Origin of the sequence: Nocardiopsis camelliae, assembly GCF_028993595.1 — a bacterium.
Classification (GTDB): domain Bacteria; phylum Actinomycetota; class Actinomycetes; order Streptosporangiales; family Streptosporangiaceae; genus Nocardiopsis; species Nocardiopsis dassonvillei.
On sequence record NZ_CP118614.1, the window covers coordinates 6,545,895 to 6,562,458 of the forward strand.

Annotated in this window: 16 protein-coding genes; 5 read left to right on the forward strand and 11 right to left on the reverse strand. The window is 73.5% G+C overall.

Annotation, left to right across the window (positions count from 1 at the left end; all coding sequences use genetic code 11):
* Positions 1 to 12: 12 nt before the first annotated feature.
* Both PV789_RS28525 and PV789_RS28530 read left to right on the forward strand, forming a co-directional pair.
* Positions 13 to 387, forward strand: a complete 375-nt coding sequence (locus PV789_RS28525) for a hypothetical protein (protein WP_274975385.1) — start codon at positions 13 to 15, stop codon at positions 385 to 387.
* Positions 388 to 447: 60 nt separating this feature from the next.
* A complete protein-coding gene (locus PV789_RS28530) occupies positions 448 to 945 on the forward strand; it encodes a hypothetical protein (RefSeq protein WP_274975386.1) in 498 nt (165 codons plus the stop codon).
* A gap of 114 nt (positions 946 to 1,059) precedes the next feature.
* On the opposite strand, the gene PV789_RS28535 is transcribed toward PV789_RS28530, so the two are convergent.
* Positions 1,060 to 1,761, reverse strand: coding sequence for a GntR family transcriptional regulator (locus PV789_RS28535; RefSeq protein ID WP_274975387.1), 702 nt, complete (start codon positions 1,759 to 1,761; stop codon positions 1,060 to 1,062).
* 115 nt (positions 1,762 to 1,876) lie between these two features.
* Between PV789_RS28535 and PV789_RS28540 the strand changes: the two genes are divergently transcribed.
* Both PV789_RS28540 and PV789_RS28545 read left to right on the forward strand, forming a co-directional pair.
* A complete protein-coding gene (locus PV789_RS28540; protein WP_274975388.1) occupies positions 1,877 to 3,043 on the forward strand; it encodes an enolase C-terminal domain-like protein in 1,167 nt (388 codons plus the stop codon).
* Between the two features lie 261 nt (positions 3,044 to 3,304).
* Positions 3,305 to 4,978, forward strand: coding sequence for an SLC13 family permease (locus tag PV789_RS28545; RefSeq protein ID WP_274975389.1), 1,674 nt, complete (start codon positions 3,305 to 3,307; stop codon positions 4,976 to 4,978).
* A gap of 66 nt (positions 4,979 to 5,044) precedes the next feature.
* Here the strand turns inward: PV789_RS28545 and PV789_RS28550 are convergent, their stop codons facing one another.
* From PV789_RS28550 to PV789_RS28570, 5 genes are all read right to left on the reverse strand, one after another.
* Positions 5,045 to 6,109: a MerR family transcriptional regulator gene (locus PV789_RS28550; RefSeq protein ID WP_274975390.1), complete on the reverse strand. Its 1,065-nt coding sequence runs from the start codon at positions 6,107 to 6,109 to the stop codon at positions 5,045 to 5,047.
* Positions 6,103 to 6,921, reverse strand: coding sequence for a HEAT repeat domain-containing protein (locus PV789_RS28555; protein WP_274975391.1), 819 nt, complete (start codon positions 6,919 to 6,921; stop codon positions 6,103 to 6,105). The genes PV789_RS28550 and PV789_RS28555 overlap by 7 nt, the downstream gene beginning before the upstream one ends.
* Positions 6,922 to 6,993: 72 nt before the next feature.
* Positions 6,994 to 7,653, reverse strand: coding sequence for a response regulator (locus PV789_RS28560; RefSeq protein WP_013155645.1), 660 nt, complete (start codon positions 7,651 to 7,653; stop codon positions 6,994 to 6,996).
* On the reverse strand, positions 7,650 to 8,807 hold the full coding sequence (locus tag PV789_RS28565) for a sensor histidine kinase (protein ID WP_274975392.1): 1,158 nt from the start codon (positions 8,805 to 8,807) through the stop codon (positions 7,650 to 7,652). Before PV789_RS28565 ends, PV789_RS28560 begins: the two co-directional genes overlap by 4 nt.
* Positions 8,804 to 9,640: a CPBP family intramembrane glutamic endopeptidase gene (locus PV789_RS28570; protein WP_274975393.1), complete on the reverse strand. Its 837-nt coding sequence runs from the start codon at positions 9,638 to 9,640 to the stop codon at positions 8,804 to 8,806. The genes PV789_RS28565 and PV789_RS28570 overlap by 4 nt, the downstream gene beginning before the upstream one ends.
* A gap of 546 nt (positions 9,641 to 10,186) precedes the next feature.
* On the opposite strand from PV789_RS28570, the gene PV789_RS28575 reads away from it, so the two are divergent.
* On the forward strand, positions 10,187 to 11,125 hold the full coding sequence (locus PV789_RS28575; RefSeq protein ID WP_274975394.1) for an alpha/beta fold hydrolase: 939 nt from the start codon (positions 10,187 to 10,189) through the stop codon (positions 11,123 to 11,125).
* A gap of 205 nt (positions 11,126 to 11,330) precedes the next feature.
* On the opposite strand, the gene PV789_RS28580 is transcribed toward PV789_RS28575, so the two are convergent.
* The 5 genes from PV789_RS28580 to PV789_RS28600 all read right to left on the reverse strand — a co-directional run bounded on the left by PV789_RS28580 (position 11,331) and on the right by PV789_RS28600 (position 16,536).
* Positions 11,331 to 12,155, reverse strand: coding sequence for an SDR family NAD(P)-dependent oxidoreductase (locus tag PV789_RS28580; protein WP_274975395.1), 825 nt, complete (start codon positions 12,153 to 12,155; stop codon positions 11,331 to 11,333).
* Positions 12,156 to 12,168: 13 nt separating this feature from the next.
* A complete protein-coding gene (locus tag PV789_RS28585; RefSeq protein WP_274975396.1) occupies positions 12,169 to 13,491 on the reverse strand; it encodes an MFS transporter in 1,323 nt (440 codons plus the stop codon).
* Positions 13,492 to 13,710: 219 nt separating this feature from the next.
* The gene (locus PV789_RS28590) at positions 13,711 to 15,189 is read right to left on the reverse strand and encodes an FAD-dependent oxidoreductase (protein ID WP_274975397.1); all 1,479 of its coding nucleotides are present in this window, start codon (positions 15,187 to 15,189) and stop codon (positions 13,711 to 13,713) included.
* Entirely contained in the window at positions 15,182 to 16,015 is an 834-nt protein-coding gene (locus PV789_RS28595) for an SDR family NAD(P)-dependent oxidoreductase (RefSeq protein WP_274975398.1), read from the reverse strand. Before PV789_RS28595 ends, PV789_RS28590 begins: the two co-directional genes overlap by 8 nt.
* 107 nt (positions 16,016 to 16,122) lie before the next feature.
* The gene (locus PV789_RS28600) at positions 16,123 to 16,536 is read right to left on the reverse strand and encodes a nuclear transport factor 2 family protein (protein WP_274975399.1); all 414 of its coding nucleotides are present in this window, start codon (positions 16,534 to 16,536) and stop codon (positions 16,123 to 16,125) included.
* Positions 16,537 to 16,564: the final 28 nt, after the last annotated feature.

Genomic DNA, 16,564 nt, shown 5'->3' on the forward strand with positions numbered 1-16,564 from the left:
GGAGGAGGAGGGATGACCGACGAGGAGCGGGCCGCGCGGGACGAGTTCCGCCCGGAGTTCACGGGCGCCGAGCCCCGGTTCGCCGCCGACACCGACGGGCCGGTGCTGCACGTCCCGGTGCTGAGGGAGGACGGGAGCGTGCTGGGCCGCCTCTGGGCCTCGCGGGACGGGGCCGCCGCGGGGTTCCTTCCCGTGCCCGGTCCGGCGGGTCTGAACGCCAAGGGCGCCTGGGTGCGCCGTCTGATCCTGGCCCGGGCCCAGGGGCTGGACGCCCTCGGCGCGCTGGCACGCTGGACCGGGGCCCCTCAGGACGACCGGGCCGGGGCGGTCCCGCCGGGGAGCGTGCCCGAGCACGCCGATCGCCCGGACGGGATCCCTCCCCCCTGATCCGGGCAGGACACCCGGTACCGCAGTGGCAGTCGGAGACGAGAGGAAGTGGGGACGGCCATGGACGATGAGCGCTCACCCGAGGACGGATACCGCACGGGCCGGGGCGGAGCGGACCCCGACCCGTCCCGCGGGGCCGACGGCGCCGGGAGCCCGGCCCGTGCACCGGGCGCGGGGCAGGGGTCGTTCGACCGGTGGAACGACGAGGCGCTGGCCCCGGTACTGGTCGGCCGCTCCTACGTCCCGACCACCGCGGGCCCCGTGCTGTACCTCCCCGTGCACCGGGACGGCGGTCTCATCGGGTACCTGTGGGCCTCCGAGACCGAGGAGGCCGGCGACTTCCAGCCCCTCCTGCCGCCCGACACGGCGGGCAACGCCGCCCGCGGCTGGTGGACGATGGAGCACGTGCGCCTGCGCGGTGAGGGGTTGTCCGCGCTGGAGGCGCTCCGGTCCTGCGCCGGGAGGGTCGACGATCCCCAAGGGGGACGGGTGGACGCCGACGCCCCCGAGTCCCGTGCCGCGAGTCTGGAGGAACTGCGCGCCCTCGCCCGCGGCTGAGACACCGGCCCCGGACCCGAGGAGATCCGGCCGCCCCGGCCGCTGGACCGCGCGGGCGGCACGGGTGCCGGCGGGGCGCGGGGCACCGCTGCGGGGCGGACGCCCCGGGCGGTCTCAGAACGAGCGCTCGGCGATGGGGTGGTAGGCGCGCTCCCTGCCTTCGAGGGTGTCCGTGACCACGGCTCCGAGGCTGTTGCGGATGTGGGAGCGCACCAGTCCGGCCGCGGCGGCGCCGTCGCCGACGACGACGAGTTCCAGGATCTCGTGGTGCTGGTTGAGGTCGAGGGTGCGCGGTTCGGCGCCCGCGGGCAGCTCCAGGCCGATCCGCCGGTACCGGTCGGCCTTGTCCCACAGGTCGTCCAGGAGCCTGGTCATCACGCTGTTGTGCGAAGCGGCGTAGATCGACCGGTGCAGGGCCCGGTGCGCCGCGATGGCCTCCTCCCCCCAGGTGCGGGTGACCGGCAGGAGCCGGTCGGCGGCCTCCCTCATCGCGGCGATGTCGCGTTCGGTGCGGCGCAGCGCGGCGAGTTCGGTGGCGGAGGGCTCCAGCGAGAAGCGGGCCTCCAGCAGCTCGCGCGCCTCGGAGGCGCTCATGGGCGCCACGCGCACGTCCCGGTGGGTGTCCATCACGACCCAGTCCTCGCTGGCCAGTCGCCTGACGGCCTCGCGCAGGGGCGTGATGCTCATCCCCATCTCCTCCGCCAGTTCGTACTGCGGCAGGCGTGAGCCCGGGGCGAGCTCACCGGAGGTGATGCGGCGGCGCAGCTCCGTGTAGGCCAGCCCGCCCTTGCTGGAGAAGACGTTCGCCCCGGTCATCGTGACCTCTCTCACCAAAATCCCGCTCACGGTCTTGTGACCTCCGTCTCGGCCAGTATAGGCTCCGCATAACTTATAAGTGACTTATAAGATCAAGTTCGGCAGGAAGAGACCCATGCGAATCGTTTCCGCCCACGTCGGCACCATCCCCATCAGCTCGTCGATGCGCAACGCGTACATCGACTTCAGCAAGATGGACTGCACGGTCCTGGCGCTGGTCAGCGACGTGGTGGTCGACGGCGAACCCCTGGTGGGCTACGGCTTCAACTCCAACGGCCGGTACAGCGCCACGGCCATCCTGAACGAGCGGATGCTGCCGCGGCTGCGCGAGGCCGCCCCGGAGGAACTGCTGGACGGGAACGGCGAACTCTCGCCCGCCGGGGCGTGGGACGTCATGATGCGCAACGAGAAGCCGGGCGGGCACGGCGAACGCTCCGTCGCCGTCGGCGTGGCGGACATGGCGCTGCACGACCTCGCCGCCAAGGCCGCGGGTGTGCCGCTGTACCGGTGGATCTCCGACCACTACGGCGACGGCGAGCCGGACGAGGACGTCTTCGTCTACGCCGCCGGAGGCTACTACGCGCCCGGCAAGACCCTGGAGGACCTCCGGGACGAGATGCGGGGCTTCCTCGACGCCGGGTACGAGGTCGTCAAGATGAAGATCGGCGGCGCCGACCTGGCCGAGGACCTCAGGCGCATCGAGGCGGTCATCGACGTCCTGGGCGGCGACGGGTCCCGGCTGATGGTGGACGTCAACGGCAAGTTCGACCTGCGGACCGCGCTGGAGTACGGCCGGGCCATCGACCGGTACGGCCTCTTCTGGTACGAGGAGGTCGGCGACCCGCTGGACTACGCCCTGAACGCGACGCTGTCGGAGGACTACCGCAACCCCATCGCGACCGGCGAGAACCTGTTCTCCCTCCAGGACGCCCGGAACCTGATCCGCTACGGCGGGATGCGCCCGGACCGCGACTTCGTCCAGGTCGACCCGGCGCTGAGCTACGGGCTGACGGAGTACCGCCGGGTCCTGGACATGCTCGCCCGGCACGGCTGGTCCTCCCGCCGGTGCATCCCGCACGGCGGGCACCAGTTCTCGCTGCACATCGCCGCCGCCCTCAAGCTCGGCGGCAACGAGTCCTACCCCGGGGAGTTCCAGCCCACGGGCGGCTTCGCCGACGACGCGGTGGTCACCCGCGGCCGTGTGGCGCCGGGCGACCTCCCGGGCATCGGGCTCGAAGGCAAGGCTGAGTTCTACGAGGTCCTGCGGGGCCTGCACGGCTGACCGCCCGGGAAGGGCGGCTCCCGCGGCGGTCGCGGACCCGGGAGCCGCCGCCCCCGCACACGACCGCTCCGAGGCGGCGCGAACGGCCGTCCGGGCCACGGGCGCCGCCGACAGAGCCGCTGCCCCGACCGGAGACGGTCCCCTGTTTACCTCGCGGAGTCCCCACGGCCCCGTTCCCCGGCCGATACCGACCCGCGTACCCCCCGAACCGGTCCCCCGCCGCGCTCCGCGCCGGGCGAGGGGCCAGAAGAAGGTGCAGTGATGGCAACCTCTTACCCGTACCCCCTGTGGGAGAGCCTGTGGGCGTCGCACAGGGAGATCAAAGGGCTCCTGACGTTCTCCGGACGCGGGAGGTCGCGCCGGGCCGAGCCGGTGTCCTCCGGCGACGGGCCCGCCGCCGCCCATGAGGGCCCCGGGGCCGCGGAACCGGACGCGGAGTCCGGCGGGCCCGGCCCCGGCTACACGCCCGCGCGCGTCACCGGGCTGGTGCTCGGTCCGCTGCTGTTCGTGCTGACGCTCGTGTTCTTCGAACCCGAGGGGCTCTCCTCGGCGGGGCGGGCGGTGCTCGCCACCACCCTCTGGGTCGCGACCTGGTGGATCACCGAGGCGATACCCATCCCGGTCACGTCCCTGCTCCCGGTCGCGCTCCTGCCGCTGACCGGCGCGCTGGAGGGCGACGCCGTGGTCGCGGCGTACGGCAACGACATCATCTTCCTGTTCCTCGGCGGTTTCTCTCTCGCGATCGCGATGGAGAAGTGGAACCTCCACCAGCGCATCGCCCTCTCGATCGTCGCGGCGATCGGCACGAGCCCGCGCCGCATCGTCCTCGGCTTCATGGTCGCGACGGGCTTCCTGTCGATGTGGGTCTCCAACACGGCCGCCACGATGATGATGATCCCCGTCGGGCTGGCGGTCGTCTACCAGGCGTCCCGTTCGCTGCGGGGCGGGGAGTTCGCCGACGACCTGCCCAGGTTCGAGAAGTCCGTGGTCTTCGGCATCGGCTACGCGGCCACCATCGGCGGTCTCGGCACGCTCATCGGGACACCGCCGCTGGCCGTCCTCGCGGCGACCTCCGGGGAGCTCTTCGGCGAGAGCGTCTCGTTCGGCGGGTGGATGCTCTTCGGGGTCCCGATCGCCGTCGTCCTCCTCGTGCTCGCGTGGTTCTACCTGACGGGCGTCAAGCTCAGGGTCCGCTTCAAGCAGCTTCCCGGCGGCAGGGAGATCATCCGGGAGGAGAGGAGGTCCCTCGGCCGGATGTCCACCGAGGAGAAGCTCGTCCTCTGCGTCTTCCTCGGCACGGCGTTCATGTGGGTGACCCGGTCGTTCCTGTGGGAGGGCCTCCTCCCGGGGATCAGCGACGGGGTCATCGCGATCGTCGCCACCGTGGTCCTGTTCACGCTGCCGACCCGCGGCGCCGGGGAGCCGAGGATCCTCCGGTGGGAGGACTCCAAGAAGATCCCCTGGGGGATCCTCCTGCTGTTCGGCGGCGGGCTGGCCATCGCCGCGGGGTTCGTGGACACCGGCCTCTCCGCGTGGATCGGCGAGCAGCTGCGCGTGCTCGACGGGGTCGACGTGATCCTGACCATCGTCATCGCCACCGCGCTCGTGCTGTTCCTGACGGAGATCACCTCGAACGCCGCGACGGCGACGATGATCCTCCCGGTCATGGCGGCCCTCGCGGTCTCCCTGAACATCCACCCGTACGCGCTGATGGTCCCCTGTGCGATGGCCGCGAACTGCGCGTTCATGCTCCCGGTGGGCACCCCTCCGAACGCGATCATGTTCGGCACCGGCAGGGTGACGATCATGGAGATGGTCAGGAGCGGGTTCTGGCTGAACCTCATCGCCCTCGCCCTCGTGGTCGCGGGGACGCTGTTCCTGCTTCCGCCGCTGTGGGGGATCGACCTGATGACCCTTCCCGCCGCGTTCCGGTGAGCGGTGCGTCCGGTTCCGGCGGAGCGCGCCCGGAACCGGACGCGCCGGTGCCCCGGCGGCGCGCTCTCAGGGGCCCTCGTCGGCCCGGTCCTCCCCCTGCCCGAAGGACCGTGCCTCCCCGGAGGAGCAATCCCGGAGCGTCCCGGCCAGGGCCGAGGCGACGAGGGCGACGGAGCGGTCCCCGTCCCCGGCCAGCCGGTCCAGGATCCCGCGTACGGCGGTTCCCCCGATCTCGACCAGCGCCTGGACGAGACGGATCCGTGTCGCGGAGTCCGCGCCGGGTGCGGCGAGCTCATCGGTCAGGGCGGCCGTGATCCGGTCCGCGCACGCGGGGTCCCGGGACAGCCCTCCCAGCGCCTCCGCCGCCTCCACGTCCCTGCGGCCGTCGACCACCATGCCGACCAGCGCGGGCACGGCCGCGGCCTCGCCGTGCCCGGCCAGGGCCAGGGCGGCGTGCCCGCCCACCACGGGGTCCGGGTCCCCGAGGGCGTCCGCGAGCACCGCGGCCGCGCCCGGGGACCCGGGCATCCCGGCGATCGCCAGCACCGCACGCCGCCGGACGTCGGTGTCCTGCGACCGCGCACCGGCTGCCAGGGTCGCCGGGACGTCGCCGTCCGAGCGGGCGAGCGCCCAGCGCAGGGCGCCCGCGACGTGGGGGTCGGCTTCGCTCAGGACCGCCCCGGCCAGCAGTTCGGCGGAAACCGACGCGTCCCCCGGCCGGGACAGGACGGCCTGCTGCCTGCGCGCGGCGCTGGTCGCGTCGAGCCCCCGCATGAGCTCGACGACGCCCAGGACGTCCTGCCAGTCGGCGGGCTCCGACGCGTCGATCGCGCGGAGCCGCCGGAGCAGTTCCCGTTCCCGGGTCAGGCGCTCCCGCGTCCACCGGATGAGGTCGCCCACCAGGGCGGACGGGGTGAAGGCCGGGTCCTCCAGCGCTCGCCCGATCTGCTTGAGCGAGAGCCCGAGGGTCCGCAGGCTCTCCACCTGGAAGATCCTGCGGACGTCCTCGTCGGAGTACTCGCGGTAGCCGCCGGCGGTGCGGCCCGTCGGCCGTACCAGCCCCAGGGCGTCGTAGTGGCGGAGCATGCGGGTGCTCACCCCGGAGCGGCGGGCGACGTCACCGATCAGCAATCCGCGTCCTCCGTGTCCTCGGCGGCCACCGCCGTCTCGGATGCCCCCGCCGTCCCGGAGGCCTCCGGCGCCCCGGAGGCCTCCGGCGCCCCGGTGTCCGCCGACGCGACCGCGGCGGCGGCAGCGGCGGCCCGTTCCGGGCCGAGTGCGACCACGCGTCCGGCCTCCTCGACGGCGGCGTCGAAACCGCTCTCCGGGTCCCGTCGGAGCAGCTCGGTGGCACGGGCGTGCGCCGCCACCTCCGGGTCGGGGTCCTCCGCCGCCCTCTCCAGGGCGGGCGCGACCACGTCGCCGAGGTCGACGAGGGCCCGGCTCAGGCTCAGCCGCACATCCCGGTCGCCGCGGCCGAGTTGGCGGACCAGTTCACCGGCCAGGCCCCTCCTCTCCTCATCGTCCTCGGGTGCGAGGGCGACCGCGACGCGCCACGCGGTCCGCGCGACCCGGTCGTTGGCGTCGCGCAGCATGTCGCGGGTGATCCAGGCCCGCGTGCTCCCGTCACCGATCTTGGAGAGCAGGTGCAACGCCTGGGCGCGGGCCTGGACGCGCTCGGAGACGAGCTCCCGGCGGATCCGCGGCAGGACGGTCTCCGGCGGGAGGCGGGTCAGCGCCCAGGACAGCATGTCCCGTACGAAGAAGTCGGGCTCGACCGCGCACCGTTCGACGAGCGGCTCCAGCAGCGAGGGGTCGGGGTCGGACCCGGCCGCCAGGGCGGCCTGGAGCCGGACCGACGTGTTCCGGGCGGACAGGGCGCCGGCGACGCGGGCGCTCTTCGGGGTCGTGTTGGCCGTGTTGATCGGAACCACCTCCTGCACCCGAGTGAAGACCCTGTCACCGTGTCAAGGTCAAGCCCGTGCCCGGCGAACGGCGTGCGCCCCGCGCGGGGGTCAGGTCACCAGCCCCTGCCGGTAGGCGTAGACCACGGCCTGGACGCGGTCGCGCAGGTCGAGTTTGGTGAGGATGCGCGAGACGAAGGTCTTCACGGTCTCCTGGCTGATGAACAGGCTCGCGGCGATCTCGCCGTTGGACAGACCGTTGGCGATCAAACGCAGGACCTCCAGCTCGCGGGGGGTCAGCCGGGCGTCGGCCGCGGCGGCGTCGGGGGGCCGGATCCGGGCGGCGTACCTGCCCACCAGCTGTCGCGTGACCTCGGGGTCCAGCAGCGCCGCGCCGGTGGACACGGTGCGGATGCCGTGCAGCAGCTGGGCCGGGGGCGCGTCCTTGAGCAGGAACCCGCTGGCGCCCGCGCGCAGCGCCTCGTAGACGTACTCGTCGAGGTTGAACGTCGTGACCACCAGGACCTTGACGGGGCGGTCCACCCCGGCCCCGGCCAGGCGCCGGGTGGCCTCGATGCCGTCGAGCACGGGCATGCGCACGTCCATCACCACCACGTCGGGGCGCAGCCGCTCGGCGAGTTCGACGGCGGCCGCGCCGTCCCCGCACTCACCGGCGACCTCCAGGTCGGGCTGGGCGTCGATGATGGTGACGAGGCCGGTGCGGATCAGCACCTGGTCGTCGCAGACCAGGACCCGGATCGGCGCGCTCATGCCCGGTCGCCCACCGGGGCGTGCGCGGGGATGGTGGCGTGGACGGCGAATCCCCCGCCCTCGCGCGGGCCCGCGGTGAAGACACCGCCCAGGACCTCGACGCGTTCGCGCAGGCCGACCAGGCCCCGCCCGCTTCCGCCGGGGGAGACGCCCGGAGGCCCGGCGTGGTCGGTGCTGACGTTCACGGTGATCTCCTCGGGGCGGTGGCGCACCCGCACGGTGGTGGGGCTTCCGTGCGCGTACTTGAGGGCGTTGGTCAGGGCCTCCTGCACGACGCGGTGCGCGACGAGGTCGGCGCTGCCGCGCGAGGAGGCCGGGGTGCCCTCCTCGCTGAACTCCACCGGCTGCCCGGCCCGGCGCGTCTGCTCCACCACGGTGAGCAGCCCTTCGTCGGACGCGGGTGCGGAGTGGTCGGGGTTGAGCAGGTCGAGCAGGTGGCGCAGGTCGGTGATGGCCCGCCTGCCGGTGTCGGTGACCGCGGTCAGGGTCTGGTCGAGCCGGTCGGGCGCGGAGGTCAGGTAGCGCGCCGACTCGGCCTGCACGACCATCGCGGTCACGTGGTGGGTCACGACGTCGTGGAGTTCGCGGGCGATGCGGGTGCGTTCGGCGGTGCGGGTGGCCTCGGCGACGAGGCGGCGGCGTTCGGCCTCGGCGAGGCGGGTGGAGCGCAGCCACGACCCGATCCCCCAGGCCAGGGCCAGCGCCCCGTAGAACGTCACGTACCCGGCCGGGGTCTCGCCCGTTCCGAGCCGGTCCACCCCGACCGAGAGCACCACGTAGGCGGCCGAGGCCGCGAGCACGGTGGCCCACCGGTACCGGTGGACGTGGGCGCCGGCGCTCACCAGCGCGATGGGCAACGCGGTGCCCGCGAACAGGTGGTAGCCGTTGAGCTGGTCGAGGGCGAAGCCGCTCGCCACCAGGGCCAGGGTCAGGATCGGCCACCGCCGCCGCCCGGCCAAGGGCAGCGACTGGAGGGCGATCGCGACCAGGCCCAGGGCGTCCAGGGGGCGGTCGGCCACCCCGCCGAACTCGGTCCCCTGCCCGTGCAGTGACGGGATGAGCGAGGCGGTCAGGAGCAGCAGCCCCAGGGGCAGGTCCCGGAGGGTGACATCGAGTCGCTGCCACAGTTCGGGGAGCCGCCGGAGACTGGTCACTGGGGAAGTGTAGTGGTGGCGGCGGGGCGCTCGCCGCGCCGGCGGACGGGGACGATCCGGTCGCGGCGGCGGGCGATCCACATGAGGACCACGGTGACGATGACGCAGAACACCACGGAGTACATGCTGCCTTCGGGGCCGAAGTCGCCGCCGGTGATGATCGTGGGGCCCGAGATGGTGACGTCCAGCAGCCCCTGGGGGGTGTTGCTGCCCGAGACCGCGGTGCTGAAGATGGCGGATCCGGCGATGTTCCAGCCGAAGTGCAGGCCGATGGGCAGCCACAGGCTGCGGGTGGCGATGTAGGCGGCGGTGAGCATGCCGCCGGCCTCGATGGCGATGGCGATGGCGCCCCACAGGGTGGCGTGCGGGTTGATCAGGTGCACCAGGCCGAAGGCCAGGCCGGTCAGGGCGAGGGCGATCCAGCTGCCGGTGCGCTCCTCGATGATGCGGAACAGCACGCCGCGCCACATCAGTTCCTCGGTCACCGCGACGGCGGCCATGAAGCCGACCAGTCCCAGGGCGCTCATCGGAGAGCCCAGGCCGTTGACCTGGTAGCCGCCGAGGAAGACGATGTTGACGATGACCAGGGCGAACAGTCCGACGCCGAGGAGGGTGCCCCAGCTGGTGGCGGAGGCGGCGCCCTTCCAGGCCAGTTCGGTCACGGTGCGGCGCTCGGTGCGGCGCACCACCCACCGGTAGACGAACACCGAGGCCACGGCGACCAGGAGGCCCAGGACCAGGGCGACCAAGGGGACGTCCTGGAACGCCATGACTCCCTGTGCGCCGATGAAGGCGACCGCGGCGACGGCCAGGAGCTGCCAGACAAGTCTCATCGGGATTCCTTCGTTGGGGGTTTCGCGTCTGGCCGGAACGCTACGGAAGGCGGTGGTGCGCGGTCGTCACCGTGGAGTGGACACCTGCGCGTAGCTCGCACGGGGGACACGGGGGCGCGGGGCGGACCTTCACCGGTCCCCTCCGGTGCGCGGCCCGCGCCCGTCCGCGGCGGTCGGCGGTCTTCCGGAGGCGGTAAGCGGGGCGCGTCCCGGCGCCCCGGACACGGCAACGCGGCCCGGGAGGGGCGCGTCTTCGCAGGTGAACGGGTACCGCCCCGCGCAGGGGCGGGGTGTGCGGCTCGGCGCGGGCGGACGGGCGCCGCCCCGGGTCGGCTGCGTGGCCCGCCCCGGTAGACGGCCGGCCCGTCCCCCGGAGGAGCCACACACAGGTGTCCACCGTGAGGTGACGACCCGGGCGCCGCCGCGTCCGTAGGTTCTTCCCCAGTCGCGGAGTGCCGGTCCGCGGGAGCGGGCTCGACTCCCTCTTCCCCGGCCCCGCGGCGCCACTCGACGACCCCCGTCCCGATTCCCCCGCTGGAGGCCCCGGTGTCACGCACCATCCGGACGACCGCCCTGACCGCACTGTGCCTGGCCGTGGCCGGGACCGGCCTCGTCGGGTGCTCCGACGTGCGGTCCGGCCTGGAGGACGTGGGCGCCGGCCTGGAGGAGGTGGAGTCCGGCCTGGAGTCGGCCGCGGAGGACGTGATGACGGACAGGGAGCTGTTCACCGGGACCAAGACGCTCGACGTCGAGGGCGGTTCCCTGAACGTCTCCTGCTCCGGTGCCCCGGCCGACGAGCGGCCGGTCGTCGTCCTCATGGCCGGGATGGGCGACGGCCTGGACACCATGGCGGATTTCCAGGAGACCCTGGCCGAGGGGGACCGGGTCTGCTCCTACGACCGGTTCGGCGAGGGCGGGAGCGACCAGCCGCCCGGCCCCCAGAGCGTCGCCGACGTCGGGCGGACCCTGACCGCCGTCCTGGACGACGTCGCCGGTGACGGCCCGGTCGTCCTGGTCGGCCACTCGCTGGGCGGGCTGATCGCCGCCCGCTACGCCCCCGACCACCAGGACCGGGTCAGGGGCCTGGTGCTCCTGGACGCCACGTCCCCGACGATGCTCGACGACATCACCGAGGTGATCCCCGAGTCGGCCACCGGCCCGGGCGCCGAGGTGCGCGAGCAGAACCTCGCGGTGTTCGGGGGCGAGAACCCCGAGGGCATCGTCATCGACAGCGACGCGGAGGTCCGCTCCGCCGGGGACATCCCGACCGAGGTCGTCCAGCACGGGGTCCGGTACCTCGGCGAGATCCCCGAGTACGGCGCCGAACTGGAGCGCGTGTGGACCGAGGGACAGGAGCAGTGGCTCCAGGTCTCCGGCGACAGTCGGCTCAGCACCGCCGAGGAGAGCGGCCATTACATCCACGTCGACCAGCCCGGACTGGCCGTCGAGGCGGTCCGGAGCGTCACCGACCGGGCCGCCGCCTGACGGCACCGGCACGGCTCGGGCGTGGTGACCCGGCCCTACGGCCCGGGGCCCGCGCGTGCGGGTCCCGGGCCGCGGACCGGCCCCGGAGGCGCCGCGGGCCGCGCCGGTTCCGGCAGCCCTGGGGGCACCGGAGCCCGCGCGTGCTCCGGGGACCGGGGAGGCGCACCTGGACGGTGGGCGCCTCCCCGGAGCCGTGTCCGGACACTCAGACGGGCCCGTCCCGCAGGCCCGAGGTGATCCGGTGGTAGAGGCCGCCGGAGGTCAGGCCGCCGTCGACGACCAGTTCGGCCCCCGTCACGTACCGGGAGGCCTCCGACAGAAGGAACAGGACGACGTCGGCGACCTCGCCGGGTTCGGCCACCCGGCCCGCGGGCACCGAGCGCAGGCTCTCCTCGACGAAGTCGTCGGTCCCCGAGCGCAGCAGCGGGGTGTCCACCAGCCCGGGGTGCAGGGAGTTCACCCGCACCCCCCAGGGCGCGAACTCCAGCGCCCCCACCTTGCTCAGGCCGCGCACGCCCCACTTGCTCGCGCCGTAGGAGGCGGAGAAGTAGCCGGTCATCCCGGCGATGGAGGACACGTTGACCACCGAGGCCGACCCCGACGCGCGCAGCAGCGGGGCCATGGACCGCATTCCGTAGAACACGCTGGACAGGTTGACGTCGAGCACGCGACGCCAGTCCTCGTCCGTGGTGTCGGCGATCCCGAAGCGGTGGCTGACCCCGGCGTTGTTGACCAGCCCGTCCAGGCGTCCGCCGTCCTCGTCCGCGATCCGGTCGCGCAGGCGCGCCCAGTCGTCCGGGTCGGCGGCGTCCAGGCGGGCGAACCGGGCCGTCGCGCCCAGCTCACCGATCTCCCGGGCCGTGTCCTCGCCCCGCTCCGCGTCCAGGTCCGCCACCCAGACCCGGGCGCCCTCGCGTCCCAGTGCCAGGGCCTCGGCCCTGCCCATGCCGCCCGCGGCGCCCGTCACCAGGACGACCCGCCCGGCCAGTCCGTGTCCGGTTCCGCCGCTCGTCGCGTCCGCTGTCCTCATGTCCCTCGTCCTCTCAGTCGATCGGCAGTTCGGTGCCGCGGGTCTCGGTGACGAACAGGACGGCCACCAGCGTCACCAGGGCGGTGAGGACGAAGTAGCCCGCGGGCGCCAGCGGCTGGCCGGTGGCGCTGATCAGCCAGGTGGCGACGAAGGGCGCGGTGCCGCCCAGGAGCGTGTTGGTGACGTTGTTGCCGAGCGCGATCCCGCTGTAGCGGGTGGAGGCGCTCAGCATCTCGGCGTAGGTGACGAACGAGGCGCCGTTGACGACCGAGACGCACACGAACAGCACCGTCTGGCCCACGATCGCGGCCCAGGCCGGACCAGCGGACATCATCATGAACATCGGGAAGCCCAGGAGCGCGGCCCCGACGCTGCCGATGAGGATGACCTTCTTGCGGCCGATGGTGTCGGCCAGGTAGCCCGAGAGCGGCAGCGTGGCGGCGCCGACGACCATGGCGACCGAGGTCGAGGCGAAGGCCAGCTGGGCGGAGTGCCCGGCCGTGGTCTGGAGGTAGGTGGCCGCGTACACCGAGACGATGTAGTAGCCGCCGGTGATCACCGCGCCCAGGCCGATGATCTTCAGCACGGACCGCCAGTTGGTGACCAGCAGGGTCCGGATCGGCATGCGCTCGGTCTCGCCCTTGTCCTCCAGCTGCTTGAACTGCGGGGTGTCGTCCAGGTGGCTGCGGATGTAGAGGCCGATGACGCCGATGGGCAGGCTGAGCAGGAACGGCAGGCGCCACGCCCAGTCCAGCATCTGCTGCTCGGTGAAGACCGTGGTGAAGGTGAGCGCCACCAGCGAGGCGAACAGCGAGCCGAAGTAGGTGCCCGAGTTGACCAGGGAGGTCTGGGTGGCCCGCCAGCGGGCCGGGGCGGACTCGGCCACGAAGGCGTTGGCGCCGCCGAGTTCGCCGCCCGCCGCGAAGCCCTGGACGCAGCGGCACAGGACCAGCAGGACGGTCGCCCAGACGCCGAGCGTGTAGTAGTTGGGCAGCACTCCGATGGCGGCGGTGGCCAGGACCATCAGCAGGATGGTCCAGGACAGGGCCCGCTTGCGCCCGTAGCGGTCCCCGATGTGGCCGAAGAGGATGCCGCCTGGCACGCGCATGAAGAACGCGACGGCGAACGCGGCGAACGTGCCCAGCAGGGCCGCCGTCGGGTCCTCCGAGACGAAGAAGAGCATCGCCACGAACGTGGCCATGTAGCCGTAGATGCCGAAGTCGTAGTACTCGACGACGGTGCCGATGACCGCCGCGCGGATGACCTTCATCCGCGACTGGAATCCCGCCTCCGGCGCCGGTGCTGGCCCGGACGCCGACTGCTGGTGGAGTGACATGCTGCCTCCCTGGGGAGAGGATCGGATCGGTGTGTGCGCCGCCCGATCCCTTGGTCGTGGGGGATGGCGGGGGGCCGGGGCGCGTGCTGTCGACCGTGAGGACGGTGGGAGCCGTGCGCCGAGGGGACCGCGTGAAGCGTCCGGTGCGGTGGGGCGGAAGGTGCGGGGCGGGTGCGCCTCAGGACATCCGCCCCGGGGCGTGTCCGGTGGCGCCGCCCGTCACGCGACGGGTTGCGCCCGCCGGGCGGGTCCGGTCCGCGCGCCCGCCGCTCCCCGGCCGGCGACGCGGCCCATGGTGAGGGCGTTGGCGACCGCGTTGCCGCCGCCGACGTAGCGGGGGCCGAGGACACCGGCGCCCGCCTCGCCCGCGGCGAAGAGCCCGGGGACCGCGGTGCCGGTGCGGTCGCGCACGGCTGCGGCGGAGTCGATCTCCAGACCGGCGTGCGTGCAGACGATCTCGGCCGGGAGCACGCGGGCCGCGTAGTACGGAGCGGTGTCCAGGGGCTCGGGGTCGGTCTGCGCCCCCTTGCCGCGCAGGGTCAGGTGGCGCAGGAAGTCCGGGTCCCGCCCGTTCGGCAACTGGGAGTTCCAGGTCCGCACCGTGGTGAGCAGCGCGGCCTCGGGAACCCCCATGAGGGCGGCCAGTTCCTCCAGGGTGTCGGCGCGCAGGGTGCGGCCCGCGTCGGCCTCCTCGGTGACGCGTTCGGGCGTCCAGTCCGCGTACCCGGCGGGCAGCGAGGCCCGGGCCCGGTCGTCGAACACGCACCAGGCGGAGCCGCCCTGAGCGTCGATGATGCCGGTGGAGACGGCGTAGGAGGCGTCCTCGTCCATGAAGCGGCGCCCGGCCCCGTTGACGTACACGCGGGAGAGCGGCGGGAAGCCCGACTGCCAGTGGTGCTGGCGCTGGAAGTAGACGGTGGGCAGCCGCAGCCCCCAGCCCGCGCCGGTCACGGAGGCGCCCACCTGTTCGGCGAAGCGCATGTGGTCGCCCCGGCTGCCGGGCGCGGCCACGACGAACGCGTGCTCGCCCGCCTCCAGGGCGTCCGGGTAGTACTCCTTGAGCAGTTCGGGGTCCCGGGCCAGGCCGCCGGTGGCGACCACGACGGCGTTCGCGCGGACGGTGACGCCGTCGGCGACGACGCCGCTCACCCGGCCGTCCTCGAACAGCAGGTGCCGCACCCGCGTGTTGAGCACGGTCTCGACCCCGAGGCGGCGGCAGGCCGCGGCGAGCACCTGAACCAGTCCGAGCCCCTGGTCGGCGGGGACGTGGGCGCGCCAGACGTCCTCGACCCCGGCCCGGGTCAGGCCGGGCATGTGCGCGTTGGTGGAGGTCCGGGCCGGGAATCCGGCGCCCAGTCCGATGAGCCATTCCAGGGTGGGCCCGGCGTTCTCGCAGAAGGCGCGGACCAGCCCGGGTTCGAGCATCCACTGGTTGAGGTCCATGTAGTGCTGGTAGAAGCGCTCGGCGCTGTCCTCCACGCCCGCGCCGCGCTGGACGCTGGTCGCGGCGGCGGTGAAGAGCCCCGCCGAGAGCTGGGTGGAGCCGCCCAGCTCGGACTCGGACTCGAACAGCAGGACGCGTGCGCCCTCCTCGGCGGCGGTGACGGCCGCGGCGAGCCCGGCCCCTCCCCCGCCGATGACGACGACGTCGGCGGTCTCCTCGTCGTCGTGGTCGTGCTGGCCGACGTGCTCAGACATGGCGGGACCCCCCGTCGACGGCGATGCTGTGCCCGGTCACGTAGCGGCTGCTGTCGGAGAGCAGGAAGAGCAGGACGCCGACGACCTCCTCGGGAGAGCCGACCCGGTGCAGCGGCACGTTGTCCAGGGCGGCGGCCAGGGCCTCGGGGTCGTCCTGGAGCCAGCGCGTCATCTCGGTGTCGATGAAGCCGGGGGCGATGGAGTTGACGCGCAGCCCCTTGTCGCCCAGTTCGACGGCGAGGGACTCGGTCAGGTGGGCGACGGCGGCCTTGGACGCGCAGTAGGCGGCGCGGCCCCGGCGCACGCGCACCGCCGACACCGAGGACATGTTGACGATGACGCCGCCGGGCCGCATGAGGCGGGCGGCGGCCTGGGCGCCGTGCAGGACCCCCTGGACGTTGACGTCGAGGACGGCGGACATCTGCTCGGCGGTGATCTCGCCGACGGTGGCGTACGGGAAGACACCGGCGTTGTTGACCCAGTAGTCGAGGGAGCCGAACTCGTCGACGGCGGCGCGGGCGAGGTCGTCGTGCTGCTCGGGCACGACCACGTCGACGCGGCGGGGGGCGACCCGGCCGGGCCGCTCGCTCAGGGCGCCGTCGGCCAGGTCGCGGTTGATCTCGTCGGCGACCCGCTTCATGTCGACGTCGTTGATGTCGGCCGCGACGACGTTGACGCCGCGGGTGGCCAGGGCGGCGGCGAAGCTGCGGCCCATGCCGCGCGCCGCCCCGGTGACGACCGCGGTGCGGCCGGCCATCTCGGGGTGGACGGCCTCCATCACGCGGTGGACGACGCGGGCGGGGCCGGTGCCCTCGTGCTGGGTCATGGTGTGCGGCCTTTCCTTGGTGGGGCGGGTCCGGGTCTGGTGGCGCGGGTGCGGTCGGGCACGGCCGGGGTTCAGCGGGTGCGGGTCCGGTCGGGCGCGGTCGGGGTTCAGGCGGTGTCGTCGCGCCGGACGCCCCGGCGCGCGACGCGCCAGTCCTGTCCGTCGTGGACCAGCCGGTCGCTGACGGTGGTGAACCTCAGGATTGCGGTGTCGCCCGTCACACGGGTGCCGATGACCTGAAGATAGGCGCTGACCTGCGCGTGTGTGGTGTCCGCGGACTCCACGAAGAGGTTGGTGACCACGTGGCGGCGCACCTCGCCCGCCTCCCGGGCCGCGTGCGCGAAGTCCTCGGCGAAGGCCCGCAGGCGGTCGCGTCCCACGACCGGCGCGGGATAGGTCGGTGAGTGGAACTCGCCGTCGGGGGCGAAGGTCCGCGCCCAGGCGTCGGCGTGGCCGCCGTCGATCAGGTGGGACTGGCGCGCGTAGAGCTGGTGGATGCACGTGACCAGCGATGCGTCCATAACCTCCCCCTTGATGTGCGATAATCGC